Origin of the sequence: Rothia koreensis, assembly GCF_004136575.1 — a bacterium.
GTDB lineage: Bacteria > Actinomycetota > Actinomycetes > Actinomycetales > Micrococcaceae > Rothia > Rothia koreensis.
This window is the reverse complement of sequence record NZ_NOIQ01000001.1, coordinates 159,789-172,256: the sequence shown is the minus strand read 5'-3', so window position 1 is coordinate 172,256 and position 12,468 is coordinate 159,789. Positions and strand designations below refer to the sequence as shown.

17 protein-coding genes are annotated in these 12,468 nt (G+C 64.8%); 6 read left to right on the top strand and 11 right to left on the bottom strand.

Going from position 1 to position 12,468, the window contains the following annotated elements; genetic code table 11:
- Positions 1–39: 39 nt before the first annotated feature.
- A complete protein-coding gene (locus EWU68_RS00840) occupies positions 40–243 on the bottom strand; it encodes a hypothetical protein (protein WP_129313988.1) in 204 nt (67 codons plus the stop codon).
- A 73-nt stretch (positions 244–316) separates the two neighbouring features.
- On the opposite strand from EWU68_RS00840, the gene EWU68_RS00835 reads away from it, so the two are divergent.
- Complete coding sequence (locus EWU68_RS00835) at positions 317–520, top strand: hypothetical protein (RefSeq protein WP_129313987.1); 204 nt, start codon at positions 317–319, stop codon at positions 518–520.
- 68 nt (positions 521–588) lie between these two features.
- Here EWU68_RS00835 and EWU68_RS00830 read toward each other — a convergent pair whose 3' ends face one another.
- From EWU68_RS00830 to EWU68_RS00820, 3 genes are all read right to left on the bottom strand, one after another.
- Positions 589–888, bottom strand: coding sequence for a helix-turn-helix domain-containing protein (locus tag EWU68_RS00830; protein WP_129313986.1), 300 nt, complete (start codon positions 886–888; stop codon positions 589–591).
- Between the two features lie 63 nt (positions 889–951).
- A complete protein-coding gene (locus EWU68_RS00825) occupies positions 952–1,518 on the bottom strand; it encodes a hypothetical protein (RefSeq protein WP_129313985.1) in 567 nt (188 codons plus the stop codon).
- Between the two features lie 28 nt (positions 1,519–1,546).
- The gene (locus EWU68_RS00820; RefSeq protein WP_129313984.1) at positions 1,547–2,239 is read right to left on the bottom strand and encodes a hypothetical protein; all 693 of its coding nucleotides are present in this window, start codon (positions 2,237–2,239) and stop codon (positions 1,547–1,549) included.
- Between the two features lie 90 nt (positions 2,240–2,329).
- Here EWU68_RS00820 and EWU68_RS00815 point away from each other — a divergent pair, with 90 nt between their 5' ends.
- Entirely contained in the window at positions 2,330–2,566 is a 237-nt protein-coding gene (locus EWU68_RS00815; protein WP_129313983.1) for a helix-turn-helix domain-containing protein, read from the top strand.
- A gap of 25 nt (positions 2,567–2,591) precedes the next feature.
- On the opposite strand, the gene EWU68_RS00810 is transcribed toward EWU68_RS00815, so the two are convergent.
- Both EWU68_RS00810 and EWU68_RS00805 read right to left on the bottom strand, forming a co-directional pair.
- Positions 2,592–2,819 (bottom strand): hypothetical protein, encoded by a 228-nt coding sequence (locus EWU68_RS00810; RefSeq protein ID WP_129313982.1) that lies wholly within the window; start codon positions 2,817–2,819, stop codon positions 2,592–2,594.
- 44 nt (positions 2,820–2,863) lie between these two features.
- Positions 2,864–3,232: a hypothetical protein gene (locus tag EWU68_RS00805; protein WP_129313981.1), complete on the bottom strand. Its 369-nt coding sequence runs from the start codon at positions 3,230–3,232 to the stop codon at positions 2,864–2,866.
- Positions 3,233–3,557: 325 nt separating this feature from the next.
- On the opposite strand from EWU68_RS00805, the gene EWU68_RS00800 reads away from it, so the two are divergent.
- Positions 3,558–3,788, top strand: coding sequence for a hypothetical protein (locus EWU68_RS00800; RefSeq protein ID WP_129313980.1), 231 nt, complete (start codon positions 3,558–3,560; stop codon positions 3,786–3,788).
- Positions 3,789–3,839: 51 nt separating this feature from the next.
- On the opposite strand, the gene EWU68_RS00795 is transcribed toward EWU68_RS00800, so the two are convergent.
- Positions 3,840–5,396: a recombinase family protein gene (locus tag EWU68_RS00795; protein WP_129313979.1), complete on the bottom strand. Its 1,557-nt coding sequence runs from the start codon at positions 5,394–5,396 to the stop codon at positions 3,840–3,842.
- A gap of 129 nt (positions 5,397–5,525) precedes the next feature.
- On the opposite strand from EWU68_RS00795, the gene EWU68_RS00790 reads away from it, so the two are divergent.
- Both EWU68_RS00790 and EWU68_RS13200 read left to right on the top strand, forming a co-directional pair.
- A complete protein-coding gene (locus tag EWU68_RS00790; protein ID WP_238692235.1) occupies positions 5,526–5,984 on the top strand; it encodes an AbiV family abortive infection protein in 459 nt (152 codons plus the stop codon).
- A gap of 3 nt (positions 5,985–5,987) precedes the next feature.
- A complete protein-coding gene (locus EWU68_RS13200; RefSeq protein ID WP_238692234.1) occupies positions 5,988–6,230 on the top strand; it encodes a hypothetical protein in 243 nt (80 codons plus the stop codon).
- Between the two features lie 36 nt (positions 6,231–6,266).
- Here EWU68_RS13200 and EWU68_RS00785 read toward each other — a convergent pair whose 3' ends face one another.
- The 4 genes from EWU68_RS00785 to EWU68_RS00770 all read right to left on the bottom strand — a co-directional run bounded on the left by EWU68_RS00785 (position 6,267) and on the right by EWU68_RS00770 (position 11,431).
- Positions 6,267–7,466, bottom strand: coding sequence for a hypothetical protein (locus EWU68_RS00785; protein ID WP_238692233.1), 1,200 nt, complete (start codon positions 7,464–7,466; stop codon positions 6,267–6,269).
- An 8-nt stretch (positions 7,467–7,474) separates the two neighbouring features.
- Positions 7,475–9,526, bottom strand: coding sequence for an ATP-binding protein (locus EWU68_RS00780; RefSeq protein WP_129313978.1), 2,052 nt, complete (start codon positions 9,524–9,526; stop codon positions 7,475–7,477).
- Between the two features lie 201 nt (positions 9,527–9,727).
- The gene (gene ychF, locus EWU68_RS00775; RefSeq protein ID WP_129313977.1) at positions 9,728–10,831 is read right to left on the bottom strand and encodes a redox-regulated ATPase YchF; all 1,104 of its coding nucleotides are present in this window, start codon (positions 10,829–10,831) and stop codon (positions 9,728–9,730) included.
- 141 nt (positions 10,832–10,972) lie between these two features.
- Positions 10,973–11,431, bottom strand: a complete 459-nt coding sequence (locus EWU68_RS00770; protein ID WP_129313976.1) for an OsmC family protein — start codon at positions 11,429–11,431, stop codon at positions 10,973–10,975.
- 100 nt (positions 11,432–11,531) lie between these two features.
- Between EWU68_RS00770 and EWU68_RS00765 the strand changes: the two genes are divergently transcribed.
- Positions 11,532–12,461: an ABC transporter ATP-binding protein gene (locus EWU68_RS00765; RefSeq protein ID WP_129313975.1), complete on the top strand. Its 930-nt coding sequence runs from the start codon at positions 11,532–11,534 to the stop codon at positions 12,459–12,461.
- The last annotated feature ends 7 nt before the right edge of the window (positions 12,462–12,468 follow it).

The following is a 12,468-nucleotide window of genomic DNA, read 5'->3' as shown; positions in this document are numbered from 1 at the left end:
CTTTTCCGAGGAGAGATCGAGCTCTGAGAGCTCTGCTAGCTAAGCGTTGCCGCGGACCTGCTCGAACTCCGCCTCCGCGGCCCGTGCCTCCTCACGGAGCAGGTCAACGAGCTGCTGCGCCGTCCGAACGGGGTCCTCGGCCAGCAGCTCGGCCGCACGACCAGCGGCATACTTCTTACCGGCATGGTTAAGACCGGCGCTGAGTTCGCGGTCGGTGAAGAGCTCGTTAAGCGACGCGTCCATGTCTCAACAGTACGTCGGCAGTCCTCATGTCGACCATCGACCGCCGGTCATGACGACACATAGAATCGTGGCCATGGATTCCGAACCAGCCTGGACGACAGTGCTGACGCCGTCCGATCGCGAGGCCTGCCTGCGCGAACTCGAGGCGACTGCGGGTACCGACCGCTTCGACGAGGTGCAGCGTTCCTGGCGCGAGACGGCGGAGGCAATCTCCGCCGGACTCGGGCGCAAGGAGCCTGAGTGGCTCGAGGACCCCACGCCCGCCGAGCGCCCGTGATCGTCATCTACGACCGTCCGTGACGACCTCGGATCAGATCGTCGCGGTCGGTCGCGTGAGTGCGAGGTCTACGAATCAGCACCCGGCGCTTGCCCATTATCGATGATGCCGGCGCTGGCCAGACGCTCCAGGTTCTCAATTGACGGTGGGATGTCCCCGCACTCGAGCCGGGCAACCTGCAGCTGGGACCAGCCGAGCAGGCGACCGAAGCCGGTCTGCGTCAGTCTGTGCTCGCCGCGGTGGTGGACGACGGCCAGGCTCACGGCGCTGGCCAGCGCGAGGCGATCAGACTCCGTCGCGTACTCGGGATCGGACTCCTGGCGCTCACGGACGACCTGGTCGTGGTTCTTGAGCTCGCTGAGCTTCATGACCACATCATGCTCCTCAGTCGCTCGCGGATCCACGCGGACAGTGACGACGCGTTCAGTAGGTCATCCGCACTGGCCAGTCGTCCACTCGTCCAGAAGTTGTTGCCCTTGCTCGGTGCTGGCCCCGGCGTAGGCAGTGTTCTCGCCGTTACCGGTGTCGGTGATCGAGACCATGCCGACATCGGGCACATCGACGAGGAACGGGTTGGTTTCATTCGACCTCGCTCCCGAGTCTTCGCCCCACATGATCGTGGTGTTGGCCTCGTTGAGCCGGCCCTGCTTCAACGAGACGAAGTTGCTTCCGGTGAGGCGACCGTCGACTTTCTCCGCTTCCTGCTCAGGATCGAACCCGGTTGACTGGGCGGTCTCGATGAAGTCCTTGAACTGCTCACACGTCTCGCCGACGTAAGTGACCTCTGCGATCTCGTCGCCATGGAGCGTGAGCACGTTCTCGCCGTCATCGATGGAGATGAAGAGACTCTCCTCGAGCGTCGCAGTGGGGTCGCCTCCTCCCCCATCGTTGTCCCCAGCAGCGGCGGTGTCATCCCCACCGCAGGCGCTCAGGGCGAGCATCGCGCCCAGAGCCAGGGCCGCAGCGGAGGCGGCCCTAGTAGCAGTCCTGGTCGTCATGGTCATTGTCCTTTCGATCGGCCGGAGGCTACCGGCGCTTGTTGCCGTGGAGGATCGCGCCGAGCGTCGCGCCCTGAATCGCGGCACCGATGACGGCTTGCCCCGCCTGCTGACGACGTGCGAGCTGCTGCTCCTCCAGCATCCGCTCCTGAGTCTCTTCAAGCCGCTGCCGGTGCCTCTCGGTCTCGTAGAGGTTGATCGCCTGTCCGACGGTGTCGGCACGGTGCTGCTGAACCGCGCCCAGACAGTAGGCCACCGCGTCGGAGTAGACGTAGGCCTCGGGGAACCCGGCTGCGAACCGGGTCGCGTAGATCCGGCCGGCTTTCTCCAGCTCAGCATCGACTCCGGAAGTCGCTTCACGCATCCTCGCGGCCAACTCACGATTGCTCTGCTGGCGCTGCGCGTTGCCTCTCGGCACCAGCACCTTGTTCCACACGATCGGGAAGCCGATGCCGACGGCCGGCCAGAGCGGGTAGATCAAGTAGGACAGGATGCCGAGGTTGGAGAGCAACCCGCTCAGCACGAGCAGTGAGACGACAATCGAGAGCGCGAACCCCTTCCAACCCCAGGGCTTCAGAGCCTGCTTCGGAGGAGGGAACTGGCTCTCGATCCGAGCCTTGTCCTCGTAGCGCTGCTCGATGTGGCGCACCAGACCGAGCAGCTCGGTCAGCCATGCGACCAGCGACGCGCGATCTGCCGACCCGTGTGTCGTCATCGTCATCCCCCTGTGACTGCACACGCCGGCGCACTCATCTGCCAATGTGACTCATAGTCCGTGGACCTATAGTCATCGTACAGTTCTGCTAGATGGATGAGCAAAATTCCTGCGCATCGCCGCGCCTTCGGCGACCGCGTCCGCGAGCTGCGGAGCGCCGGGGGCTACTCGCAGGAGACGCTCGCGCACCTCATCGAGCTCGACCGCACCTACATCTCCGGCCTCGAGCGAGGCGTTCGGAACCCGACCTTGGATGTCATCGTCAAGGTCGCCCGTGGCCTCGGCGTGCACCCGACAGACCTGCTATTGACGATCGAGGATGCGGGCGACTGACCGCCGACTTCAGTGCATCGCGGGGTCAGCCGTTGTCACTGCGATCGTGAACGCCGTCCGGGAACATCCGGTTGCCGATGTCGCGGAGGCGGGCCTCGCGCTTCCTGCTCCGATCGTCGCGGAGGACGTCGATGAGGAACTCGTTGATGGACGGATACCCCCTCTCGATGAGCAGCTCTCGGAAGGCTTCTGCCGCCTTGGTCGAGCGGTCGATGGCGAGGATGTCGTCAGCCGGAGGCGTGCGGTCGTTCATAGGTGTTCCTTTCGCGGTGCTGGACTTCGGGGATCGGTGACGGCTCACCAGCGTGCTTCAACGATCGACGCGCCCTCGGCGGCGAGCAGGCTACGGACCTCATCGAGGTCCGTAGCAGCGCCGTTGACCTCGAGTTCGACCGGCGTCAGGGCCGGATGCGACCTGCCTCTGCCGCCGGGCAACCAGACGAGGTGCTGGGCCTTGTCCGTCAGCGGCTCCCACCGAGTGACGTGCGCGAGCAGATCGGTGCCGGGTATCGGCGACTCGATGTATTCGACGCCGTCCGGGAACGATTCCTCGCGCTGGAGCCAGGCCCACAGCTCGGAGTCGGCGCACAGGTGCGCGGTCGTGCCGCGCGGGTCGCCCTCGTCGACGATGAGGATGGCGAAGCGTCTCGGGGTTGGTGTCTCCATGTGAAATCGGGTGCCCTCGCGGCACCTGTCCTCTCGGATCGGGAGCAGGCGTACGCGGGCTGGCAAGATTCATATGCTCGACCGCGACGCCGCAGCGCCCATCCGAGGCTGAGTGCCCAGCGGCGACGACCGCCCCGTCGATACGAGAGGGCTCGTGCTCTCAGCGCCGGCGGATGACCGTGCGCTCGACCCGACTGCCCGTCCGGACTCCCTGGGAGACACCCTCATTGAGCCTATTGATGGTGGTCCGTCAGAGCAAGTGCGGTCATCGACGCGAACACGGTGGTGTCGGCTACACGTCCTGGGCCGGTGGCACGATGGGGTCATGCCCGTCGACGACTGCGTCACTCACCATCTGCTCAAGCGACCCGGCGACCTCCTCCCGTACTGCGGGACCTGGCCGGGCAGGGATCCCGAGACGGGCGAGTTCCACTCCGTCCACGTCCTCGACACACTCCTCGAGGTGGTGAATCTCGGGCTCGACTGTTGCGCGACGTGCCTCTCACCCGATGCTCTCGGTGGGTGGTCGCCGATGGCACTCGAGGAGGAGCCGTAAACGCTCAGCCCAGGTCGTCGGCGTCGTCCACCGCTTTCTGCAAGCGGTTCGTCAGGACGACGCCCGGGCGTCATTCCCCTTCGGCGTGACCCTCACCGTCTCCGGATCGAAGGTCCGTCTCCCACGCGGCGCAGGCAGGAGCTCGACAGTGCAGAAGAAGTCCACGACACGGCGCTGGATCGCCAGGTCTGCGTCGTCGAACGCGGCCACCGGGCTCTCCGCGTTCAACACTCCCCCGAGGTCGGTCGTCGCCGTGAGCGCCGTGCGCTCCGCCTCGAGCACGACGATTTTGGCGTTCTCGCGCTCTCGCACACGCTTGAGGTCGTAGCTCTCGATAATCTCTTCGTCGTAGTCGTGCTGCGCGCGCTTGATCTTCCCCTCGTGAGCTGCGATCTGCGCTTGGATGGCCCTCAATCGGGGCTCGTCCCGACTCGGCAGGGCGTCTTTCAGGTCCGGGCGCGCCAGCCTCGCCCGAACGATCCGTAGCACCCAGTCGTCGACGCTGGACCGCACCCGCATCACGTGGCCGGCGCAGCGGTAGCGGGCCCCATGGGCCTTCACCGGCTTCCCGCAGATGCCGCAGAGGAAGAGGCCGGAGCCCAGGTGCTTGCGCGAGGTGGAGCCGGCCCTGTTCGTGACTCGCTCCGGCATGTCCAGGCGCTCCTGGACCGCGAGCCACGTCGCCTCCTCCACGATGGGCTCCCACTGCCCCTTGATCCGATCGCCGTTCTCGTCGCGCATCACCTGCGCGTACCAGGAGCGGCGCTTGTTCTTCGTCCGGTCGCGGCGGTCGGTGTAGACGGACCAGCCGGCGTAGCGGGGGTTACGGAGGATGCCCAGGACCGTCGAGCTGCTCCAGGGGCCGTCCTCGGGCACGGGGCGGGGTTCGAGGCCCTCCACTGCCCGGCGCTCGTTGCGCTCCTCCGCGAGGGTTCGGGTGAACCGCTGGACGTGGTGCAGGGACTTCGGGATGTGCTTCGCCTCCTTGCCCGAGAGGCCCGCTGCGAGGGCCGCGAGCGAGGGACCGTCCTGCACAGCGAAGAGCTTGAACAGCTGGGCGACGACCTCTGCCTCGGCCGGAACCACGGACCCGTCGATGGCGTAGCCGAACGGCCTCACGCCCTTCGGCGGCCGGCCCTGGGAGGCCCTCTGGACATGCGCGGCGCTCTGGCGCGCCGACTTCCGCTCGACCTCTCCACGGGCCACGGCAGCCTTCACGCGGGCGTAGAGGCGACCGCCGTCGGTGTTGAGGTCGGCTTCGCCGTTCGCGGTGATGAGCTTGAGGCCCCGGTCCTCGGCGGCGTCGATCCAGTCCTCGAGCTGGCGCGGCTGGCGGGTGAGACGGTCGAGGTCGTAGCAGACGATGGCGTCGAACGAGCCGGCTTCATAGTCGCGCACCATCTCGTCGTAGGCGGGGCGGACCTTGGTCTTGTCCGTCGCGCTCTTGGACTGGTCGACGTACTCGTGGAGCACCTCCCAGCCGCGGTCCTTGGCGATCCGCTCGCAGTCGGCTCGCTGCCGGTCGATGGCAAGACCGTCCATCTCCCGGTCCTGGCTGATGCGGAGGTAGATCACCGCTCGGACGGGGGCATGAGGAGTCTGTCGCATAGACCCAGTCTACCCGACAGAGGTTACTTTTGCTCGGAATGCGGACCTGTCTCGCCGCCACTTATGAGGGATGCTGGCTGCGCCATCCGCGATGCCACGGCTGGAACTCAACTGCGGGAGAATCCTCTTATGGAGATGCATCCGAACACAGCGCGAACGCTCTGGAAGGCGCTCATGGACAACGCCTCCGGACTCATCGCCGACGCCAATGCCCTGCTTGAGCGCGGGTCGTTCGGCCGCGCCCGCGCGCTCACGGTCCTCGCACAGGAGGAGCTGGGCAAGGCGCTGTGGATCTACGAGACCTTCGGGCAGTCATGGAGCTCTGGCGCGGACGACGTCCGAGAAGTCCCGCGGCTCTCGTTGGACGGTCGCCGCCACGCTGTGAAGTACATGCAGGCCTTCGTCTTCGGTCAGGAGCTCGCGTCGTTCTGGGGCGACTACGAGTCCTATGATCTCCCGGAGGACCAGTCACAGGAGGGCTGGACGGCTCACTTCGCGAAGAAGAGGAGCGAAGCTGAGGTCGCAGGCAAGAGAGCCAACGAGGAGAAGATGGCCGGCTTCTATGTCGACCTGGACGCCTCGGGCTAGGCGGTGCTCTCCCCCTCCAACGTCTCGGCGGGGACAATCGCCGACGACCTGCTGACCGCGGCGCAGGTCGTTGAGATGCTGCTGATCAAAGACCATAGTTGGATGAAGCTCGAGGCCACGACGCCCTACGACAGCACGCACGAGCAACAGCACAGGCTCCTGCCGGTCTCACACCCCGAGGACTGGGCGGCGGCGTCGCAGGAGTTCAGAGACGGCGGCTACATCATCAAGGGCAGCGGGGACTGAGCAACGCCGCCCTCACTGCCGCGGGCCCGTGCGAAACTAGCCGGATTCACGGGCCACCCGGTCGGCGTAGCCGATGAGGCTCGTGACAAGCATGAGCACCTGGATGCAGTTCCGCTTGCTGAACTGGCGAGAGGAGACGCCGTGGACGCTCGCGTGGCGCGAATAGTAGTGCGGCACCTTGTCGCCCTTGTGCTTCCAGAACTCCTCGTGCGCGTTCCAGATCGGCAGCCACACGAACGCTTCTCGGACGCCCATCTCGTCGATCGCCTCGGGGAGATCAGCGCCCCTCTTGCGATTCGTGATGACCCCACGGGCCTTCCGATCGGGGTAGAAGCGATAGATCAGCGTGTCCAGCGTGACGGTGAACATGGCCTGAGCCGAACGAGCGTGCCCGGCCCGCATCGCGCCGAGGCCGTCGAGGGCGAATGACCGCTCATCGCTGATTGCCTCGTGCTCCGCCCGTTCGAGCACGGCGGCGCAGTCCTCCATGAGCGACTCGTAGCAGTCGCCGAGCACTCGTCGCCGTCCTGTGCGATTCTTCGCCCGCAAAAGCCGCAGTGCCGTCCGCCCCCGTGGCACGAGGTAGAGCGGGATGCCCTCCTGCTCCAGGAACCCGTGCACCTGATGCGCCTGGATCTCGTCGGCGTAATCCCCCAGGTTCGGCGGCAGGAGAGCCCGGTTGAATCCGCGCAGCAGCTCCGGGTCGAAGAGCGGCTTCAGCGAGCTGCGCAGGCCCTCGAACATCTCGGACTGATGGGCAATGATCTGCTTGAGCATCGACTCGGTCGCCGGACTGACTCCGATGCCCTTCCACACCGGGAAGTCGATCATCGGACCTGTGAACTTCGGGAGGGTAGCTGCGATCGACGTCATCTGATCCCGGAGTCGCCCGTTGAACGGCTCGATCGCTTTCTTGACCATCGAATCGTAGTCCGGCAGAGCGGCCTTCATCTGATCCTGCAGGAGTCGGTTCAGCGGCCCCGTGATCGCTCGTGCGTACTCGGAGGTGTCCGGGAGCATTGCTTCCAATTGCGCCCGGATAGGTGCGAGCATCTTCGCCGCAGCGTCGTCAATGCCGGGCATCAAAGACTGCGAGAACCCTGCCGGCAGTCGAAGGCCGAACGGGGGCTCGAAGGCTGCGTCCGGCGAGGTCGTGTCGCCATCGTCAGCCGGCAGTTCCTCTGCTGCCTCACGATCCTGCTCGGAGTCGCCCCCGCGATCTTCGTCCTGGTCCATCGCAACGGCTAACTCGACGGCAGGCCTAGCTTGTCAAAGAAGGCTCGGTTTCGCTCGGTGGCAGCGTTGACGAGACGATCGAAGCTCATAACCTCGATATAGGCCTTGTACGGCTCGATGAAGCCGAAGTAACCCATCCCGTCGTGCGTCATGGTCAAGCCCGAGAGCTTGCACCGACTCACCATCGTCGGGGTGAGGTCGGCGATGATGTAACAGAAGGCTGGCGGGTCGTCTGCCGAGGGAATCAGCCTTCCCGTGGCCGTCTTTGCGACGCCGGCTCGAACCCGTGCGACATAGTCGAGGCACTGCTCGATGGGGTTCTTTCCCTCGGCCGCATCATCGCGCATTGGACGCTTGAGCTCGACGACGACGATTGACTGCAGTGGCAGCTTCTTGCCTTCAGCGGTGAGGACCGGAGAATCGGGTTCGATGACGCGCGTCGTGAGCACATCGGGCCTCTTCATCGAGTCGTCGTCCGTAATGGAGATGGTCTTAAACGGCTTGTCTGAGGCGAGGAAGTCGTGGAACACGAGCCTCTCGTCGAGAATCCAGAGGTTCGAGGCGTCAGCGCCGACCTCCGCCGACTCCTTCCGCATCGGGAAGAGGAGCTCGTGAATGGATTCCTCCCGAGCGTATTTCCCGTCGTCGTCCGCCTGGATCAGCTTGTCGAGGATGTCAAGCGTGGTCCGTCGACGGAAGACGTAGTTCGCCAGGTCGGACTGGTTGAACTCCTTCACCGTCTCGAGATATTTCGCCAGGCGCTCTTCGTACCCTTCAGGCCTGTCGCCGTCCGACTCCGCGAATACGGCCTGGCCCTCGGCCAGCACATCGGCCTCGATCTTCTGGCTGCAACGGTGAAGCTCCAGCTCCAGATCCTGATCCTTGATTGACGGGTCGATGACGAGGCCGAGGGACTCGATCCGATTGATCAGCGGGCGGTACTTTGGCGCTTTGGTGCTGATGTACTGGTGCATCCGCTCCCGCCCGGCCTGCTGGGCGGATGCCAGTGGCACAGCCAAGCTCCGCGCGATCTCCGCGAACACCCCTTTCCTAATGTCATCGAGGGAGGGCTCGTCGATCAAGGTCTCCCCAGGGACTCGTTCGGGGAGATCGAAGTCCGTGCGGTCAGAGCGAACGTGATCGTCGAGGAACTTCGATGACAGGTAGCACACGTACGTGAACTCGGTCGATGCCTCGTCCTTCAGTCGACCGTACAACCCTGGCACCTTGCCAGCGATGCTCTCGTCTTTGACGACGCGATTCGCGGCGCACCAGTGCAGGCGCGGGCTGGAGTTGCGCGCCGACGACTTGAGCCGGAGGCCCAGCAGGTCGAACTTTTCCCCCTTGATGTCGATTGTCGCCCTCGTCGTCTCTGAGTACCCCGAGTCGTCGAGCAGCTCCCTGAGCGAGATCGAATCACCGTCATCGTCGGATACGATCACGTCCGGCGCTCCACCAGGACGGAGGAAGTACCAGATGCAGTGCTCGAACACTTCGCGAGCGATCGCTTCCACGGTCTTCGCGGCGCTCTGCTGGTACGTCTGCTTGAATCCAGTCAGGCTCACCACCGAGCCTGCGTCGGTGATGCCCTCGGGAGCGGCGTCATGCTCGACCTCGCGCGTCACCGAGAACTTGAACTGGCGTCCCTGGAGCGACCCATCGTCGTCGCAGTACGCGCTTCGGACCTCGACGCGGTCGAAGGCCTTGAGCCACAGGAGCCTGCCGACCCCGCGGCATCCGAGCCCGGCCTTGAAGTCGCTGTCGAGCGTCTCGAAGGAGGCCATGTTGTCCGGAGTGAAGCCCACACCGTTGTCCTCGACGCTGAAGCCGATGATCGACTTCAGCGGCACACGTCCCGGGCCCGCCGACGAGAGGTCAAATGCGTCTTGTGGCTCTCGCCTGATCCGCACCCTCAGCGACCCGCGTTCGACGTCGTCGCCGTAGCGCGCGTCGATCGCCTGGATGCCGTTGACGACCGCTTCCAGGAGGGGCAGCAGGGCGTGGGTCTTGGGCAGCGTGGTGTTCTGCACTCGACCAGCCAGAGACGTCCTCAGCGCCATTGCTCATCCTCCTTATCGACACCTCGAACACTAGAACGGGCCACTGACATTGAGCGCGAAAGTCAACTGCGGCGCGTCGAGCGGATCTTTAGTCACTGGCCACTCTCCATTCGTACAGACCTCTAGCACTCTGCGCATCACGGAGGGGCTGGCGAACTCCTGCCTTCGTGATCTCTGTTGAGTCCGAGTGGGAAACGAGTCCTACTTCTTCCCACCAGAGGTTAATCCACTACGAAACTCCACCACGTCCCCGTCCTGCATGACGTAGTCCTTGCCTTCCATCCGGACCTTGCCGGCGGACTTGGCTTCGGCCATCGAGCCCAGGGCGTCCAGGTCGTTGTAGGAGACGATTTCGGCCTTGATGAAGCCGCGTTCGAAATCGGTGTGGATCACGCCGGCGGCCTGCGGGGCTGTGTCGCCCTTGTTGATCGTCCAGGCGCGTGCCTCCTTGGGGCCGGCCGTAAGGTAAGTCTGCAGCCCCAGGGTGTGGAATCCGGTACGAGCCAGCTTGTCCAGGCCGGATTCGTCCTGTCCGGACATTTCCAGCATTTCGCGCGCTTCGTCCTCGTCCAGTTCGACGATGTCGGCCTCGAGCTTCGCGTCCAGGAACACGGCTTCGGCCGGGGCCACCAGCTCGCGGAGTTCCTGCTGACGCTCCTCGGACTGGAGGACGCCGTCGTCGCAATTGAAGACGTAGATGAACGGCTTGGCGGTGAGCAGGTTGAGCTCGCGCAGGTAGGAGGTGTCGAGCTTCGCCCCCGCGGCACCCCGGAAGATGGTCTCCCCTTCTTCCAGGATCTTCTGGGCCTGCTGGTACGCCTCGAGCTGGGCGGCGTCGCCCTTCTTGATCTTGACCTGCTTCTCGAGGCGCGGGATCGCGTTCTCCAAAGTCTGCAGGTCGGCCAGAATCAGCTCGGTGTTGATCGTCTCCATGTCCGAGGCGGGGTCGATCTTCCCGTCCACGTGGACGACGTCGGGATCGTCAAAGGCCCGCACGACCTGCGCGATCGCGTGCGCCTCACGGATGTTCGCGAGGAACTGGTTGCCCAGGCCCTCGCCTTCCGAGGCGCCCTTCACGATTCCAGCGATGTCCACGAAGGACACCGTCGCCGGAAGGATCCGCTCGGAGGAGAAGATCTCGGCGAGACGCTCGAGCCGCGGATCCGGCAGATTCACCACACCCACGTTCGGCTCGATGGTCGCGAACGGGTAGTTCGCCGCGACGACGGTGCTGCGGGTCAGTGCGTTGAAGAGGGTCGACTTGCCCACGTTGGGCAGCCCCACGATTCCGATAGTTAAAGCCACGGTGCCCTATCCTACCCGCCACGTCGGCCGAGGTCATGGCGACCTTCGAAGCCCCCGAAACGACCGGTCCACGCGTGCCTCGCGCCAAAGGGCATTCACACCCCCAACGGACGCGAGAAATGCCCAAAACTCAAGGTGTGTTCAGTCCTCGATCCGCATGCTGACGTCCGTCTCGTGCTCCACAGTCCGGGACACGGTGCAGTCCTTGGTCCGGGCCAGCTCGACCAGGCGAGGAACCATGGACGCGGCTTTGTCGCCGACCTCGCCCTCGGGAAACTTCACAGAGAAGGAGAGCTCGATATCGCGCATGCGGCTTCCTCCGCTCTCGTCCTTGTCCTTGATCCCGCTCGCGACAACCCGGAACTCTTCCGGTTCGGACCTGCGCGACGTCACGACGTCGACGTCGATCGCCGAGCACCCGCCGATCGCGGCCAGCAACAACTCGACCGGGCTCATCAGCCCCTCGCCCTGCCCGAATTCGACGGCGTCGCCGGTTGCGTTCGTCGCGCGGTAACGGGTCTTGCCGAGCCGCTGTACCTCGACCGAACGGTATCCGGGATCCTGCTGGCGTGCTGACTGGTCATCCATGTTCTCGCTCATGTCCTCATCCTGCCCGCCTCCGGTACCCCTGACAAACGTCATGGACAAACGGTGACATCCCGTATGCGTGCCCTCGACCGGAAGCGGCGAATCTTGAACCATGAACAACACGGTCATCGAGGCCCAAGGCCTCATCAAGAGTTTCAAGGACGGATCCGGGAGGACGTTCAACGCCGTGGACGGCGTCAACGTCGAGGTCGGATCCGGGGAAATCATCGGGCTCCTGGGCCCCAACGGTGCCGGGAAGTCGACGCTCATCGACATGGTTCTGGGGCTGACCAAACCCTCGTCAGGGACGGTCAGGACCTTCGGCGGAACACCGCACCAGGCCATCGCCCACGGAAGGATCGGTGCGGTGCTGCAGACCGGCGGCCTGCTGCCCAACCTCACCGTCCGGGACACGATTCGAATGATCGCGGCCACGCACCGGAACCCGTTGCCCCTGGACACGGTGCTGGACCAGGCGGATTTGACGCATCTGGCGGACAGAAAGGTCGTCAAATGTTCAGGAGGCGAACAACAGCGCATCCGCTTCGCGCTGGCGATCCTCTCCTCCCCTGACCTGCTGATTCTGGACGAACCGACCAGCGGCATGGATGCCAATGCCCGCCACACATTCTGGGAATCCATGAAGACCCAGGCCAGCAGCGGGCGGACCATCGTGTTCGCGACCCATTACATCGAAGAAGCACAGAACTTCGCCCAGCGGATCATCATGGTCGGCAATGGTCGCGTCGTCGTCGACGGCCCGACCGACGACGTGCGAGCCCACGCCGCCCCGAGCCAGGTTTCGGCCGTGCTCCCCGACGACGTCGAGGCCTCGTCCCTGCCGGGCGTCCAATCCGTCTCGATTGACGGGGACCGAACCACGATGACCACCGACCAATCGGACGAACTCGCCCGCCATCTGCTCACGCGAACGGGAGCCACCGGCCTCACCATTTCCGCCGGCTCCCTCGAAGACGCATTTCTCGCCCTCACCACGGATCGCCCCGAAGCCTCCTTCGCCGGATCCGACCACACCCACTGACCGGGAG

Excerpts from the sequence above, each read along its gene's own strand:
- EWU68_RS00765 (WP_129313975.1), top strand. The coding sequence starts at position 11,532 with ATGAACAACACGGTCATCGAGGCCCAAGGCCTCATCAAGAGTTTCAAG.
- EWU68_RS00815 (WP_129313983.1), top strand. The coding sequence starts at position 2,330 with ATGAGCAAAATTCCTGCGCATCGCCGCGCCTTCGGCGACCGCGTCCGC.
- EWU68_RS00800 (WP_129313980.1), top strand. The coding sequence starts at position 3,558 with ATGCCCGTCGACGACTGCGTCACTCACCATCTGCTCAAGCGACCCGGC.
- EWU68_RS00790 (WP_238692235.1), top strand. The coding sequence starts at position 5,526 with ATGGAGATGCATCCGAACACAGCGCGAACGCTCTGGAAGGCGCTCATG.
- EWU68_RS00795 (WP_129313979.1), bottom strand. The coding sequence starts at position 5,396 with ATGCGACAGACTCCTCATGCCCCCGTCCGAGCGGTGATCTACCTCCGC.
- EWU68_RS00780 (WP_129313978.1), bottom strand. The coding sequence starts at position 9,526 with ATGGCGCTGAGGACGTCTCTGGCTGGTCGAGTGCAGAACACCACGCTG.
- EWU68_RS00830 (WP_129313986.1), bottom strand. The coding sequence starts at position 888 with ATGAAGCTCAGCGAGCTCAAGAACCACGACCAGGTCGTCCGTGAGCGC.
- EWU68_RS00840 (WP_129313988.1), bottom strand. The coding sequence starts at position 243 with ATGGACGCGTCGCTTAACGAGCTCTTCACCGACCGCGAACTCAGCGCC.
- EWU68_RS00805 (WP_129313981.1), bottom strand. The coding sequence starts at position 3,232 with ATGGAGACACCAACCCCGAGACGCTTCGCCATCCTCATCGTCGACGAG.
- EWU68_RS00770 (WP_129313976.1), bottom strand. The coding sequence starts at position 11,431 with ATGAGCGAGAACATGGATGACCAGTCAGCACGCCAGCAGGATCCCGGA.
- EWU68_RS00810 (WP_129313982.1), bottom strand. The coding sequence starts at position 2,819 with ATGAACGACCGCACGCCTCCGGCTGACGACATCCTCGCCATCGACCGC.
- EWU68_RS00825 (WP_129313985.1), bottom strand. The coding sequence starts at position 1,518 with ATGACGACCAGGACTGCTACTAGGGCCGCCTCCGCTGCGGCCCTGGCT.
- EWU68_RS00820 (WP_129313984.1), bottom strand. The coding sequence starts at position 2,239 with ATGACGATGACGACACACGGGTCGGCAGATCGCGCGTCGCTGGTCGCA.
- EWU68_RS00785 (WP_238692233.1), bottom strand. The coding sequence starts at position 7,466 with ATGGACCAGGACGAAGATCGCGGGGGCGACTCCGAGCAGGATCGTGAG.
- EWU68_RS00835 (WP_129313987.1), top strand. The coding sequence starts at position 317 with ATGGATTCCGAACCAGCCTGGACGACAGTGCTGACGCCGTCCGATCGC.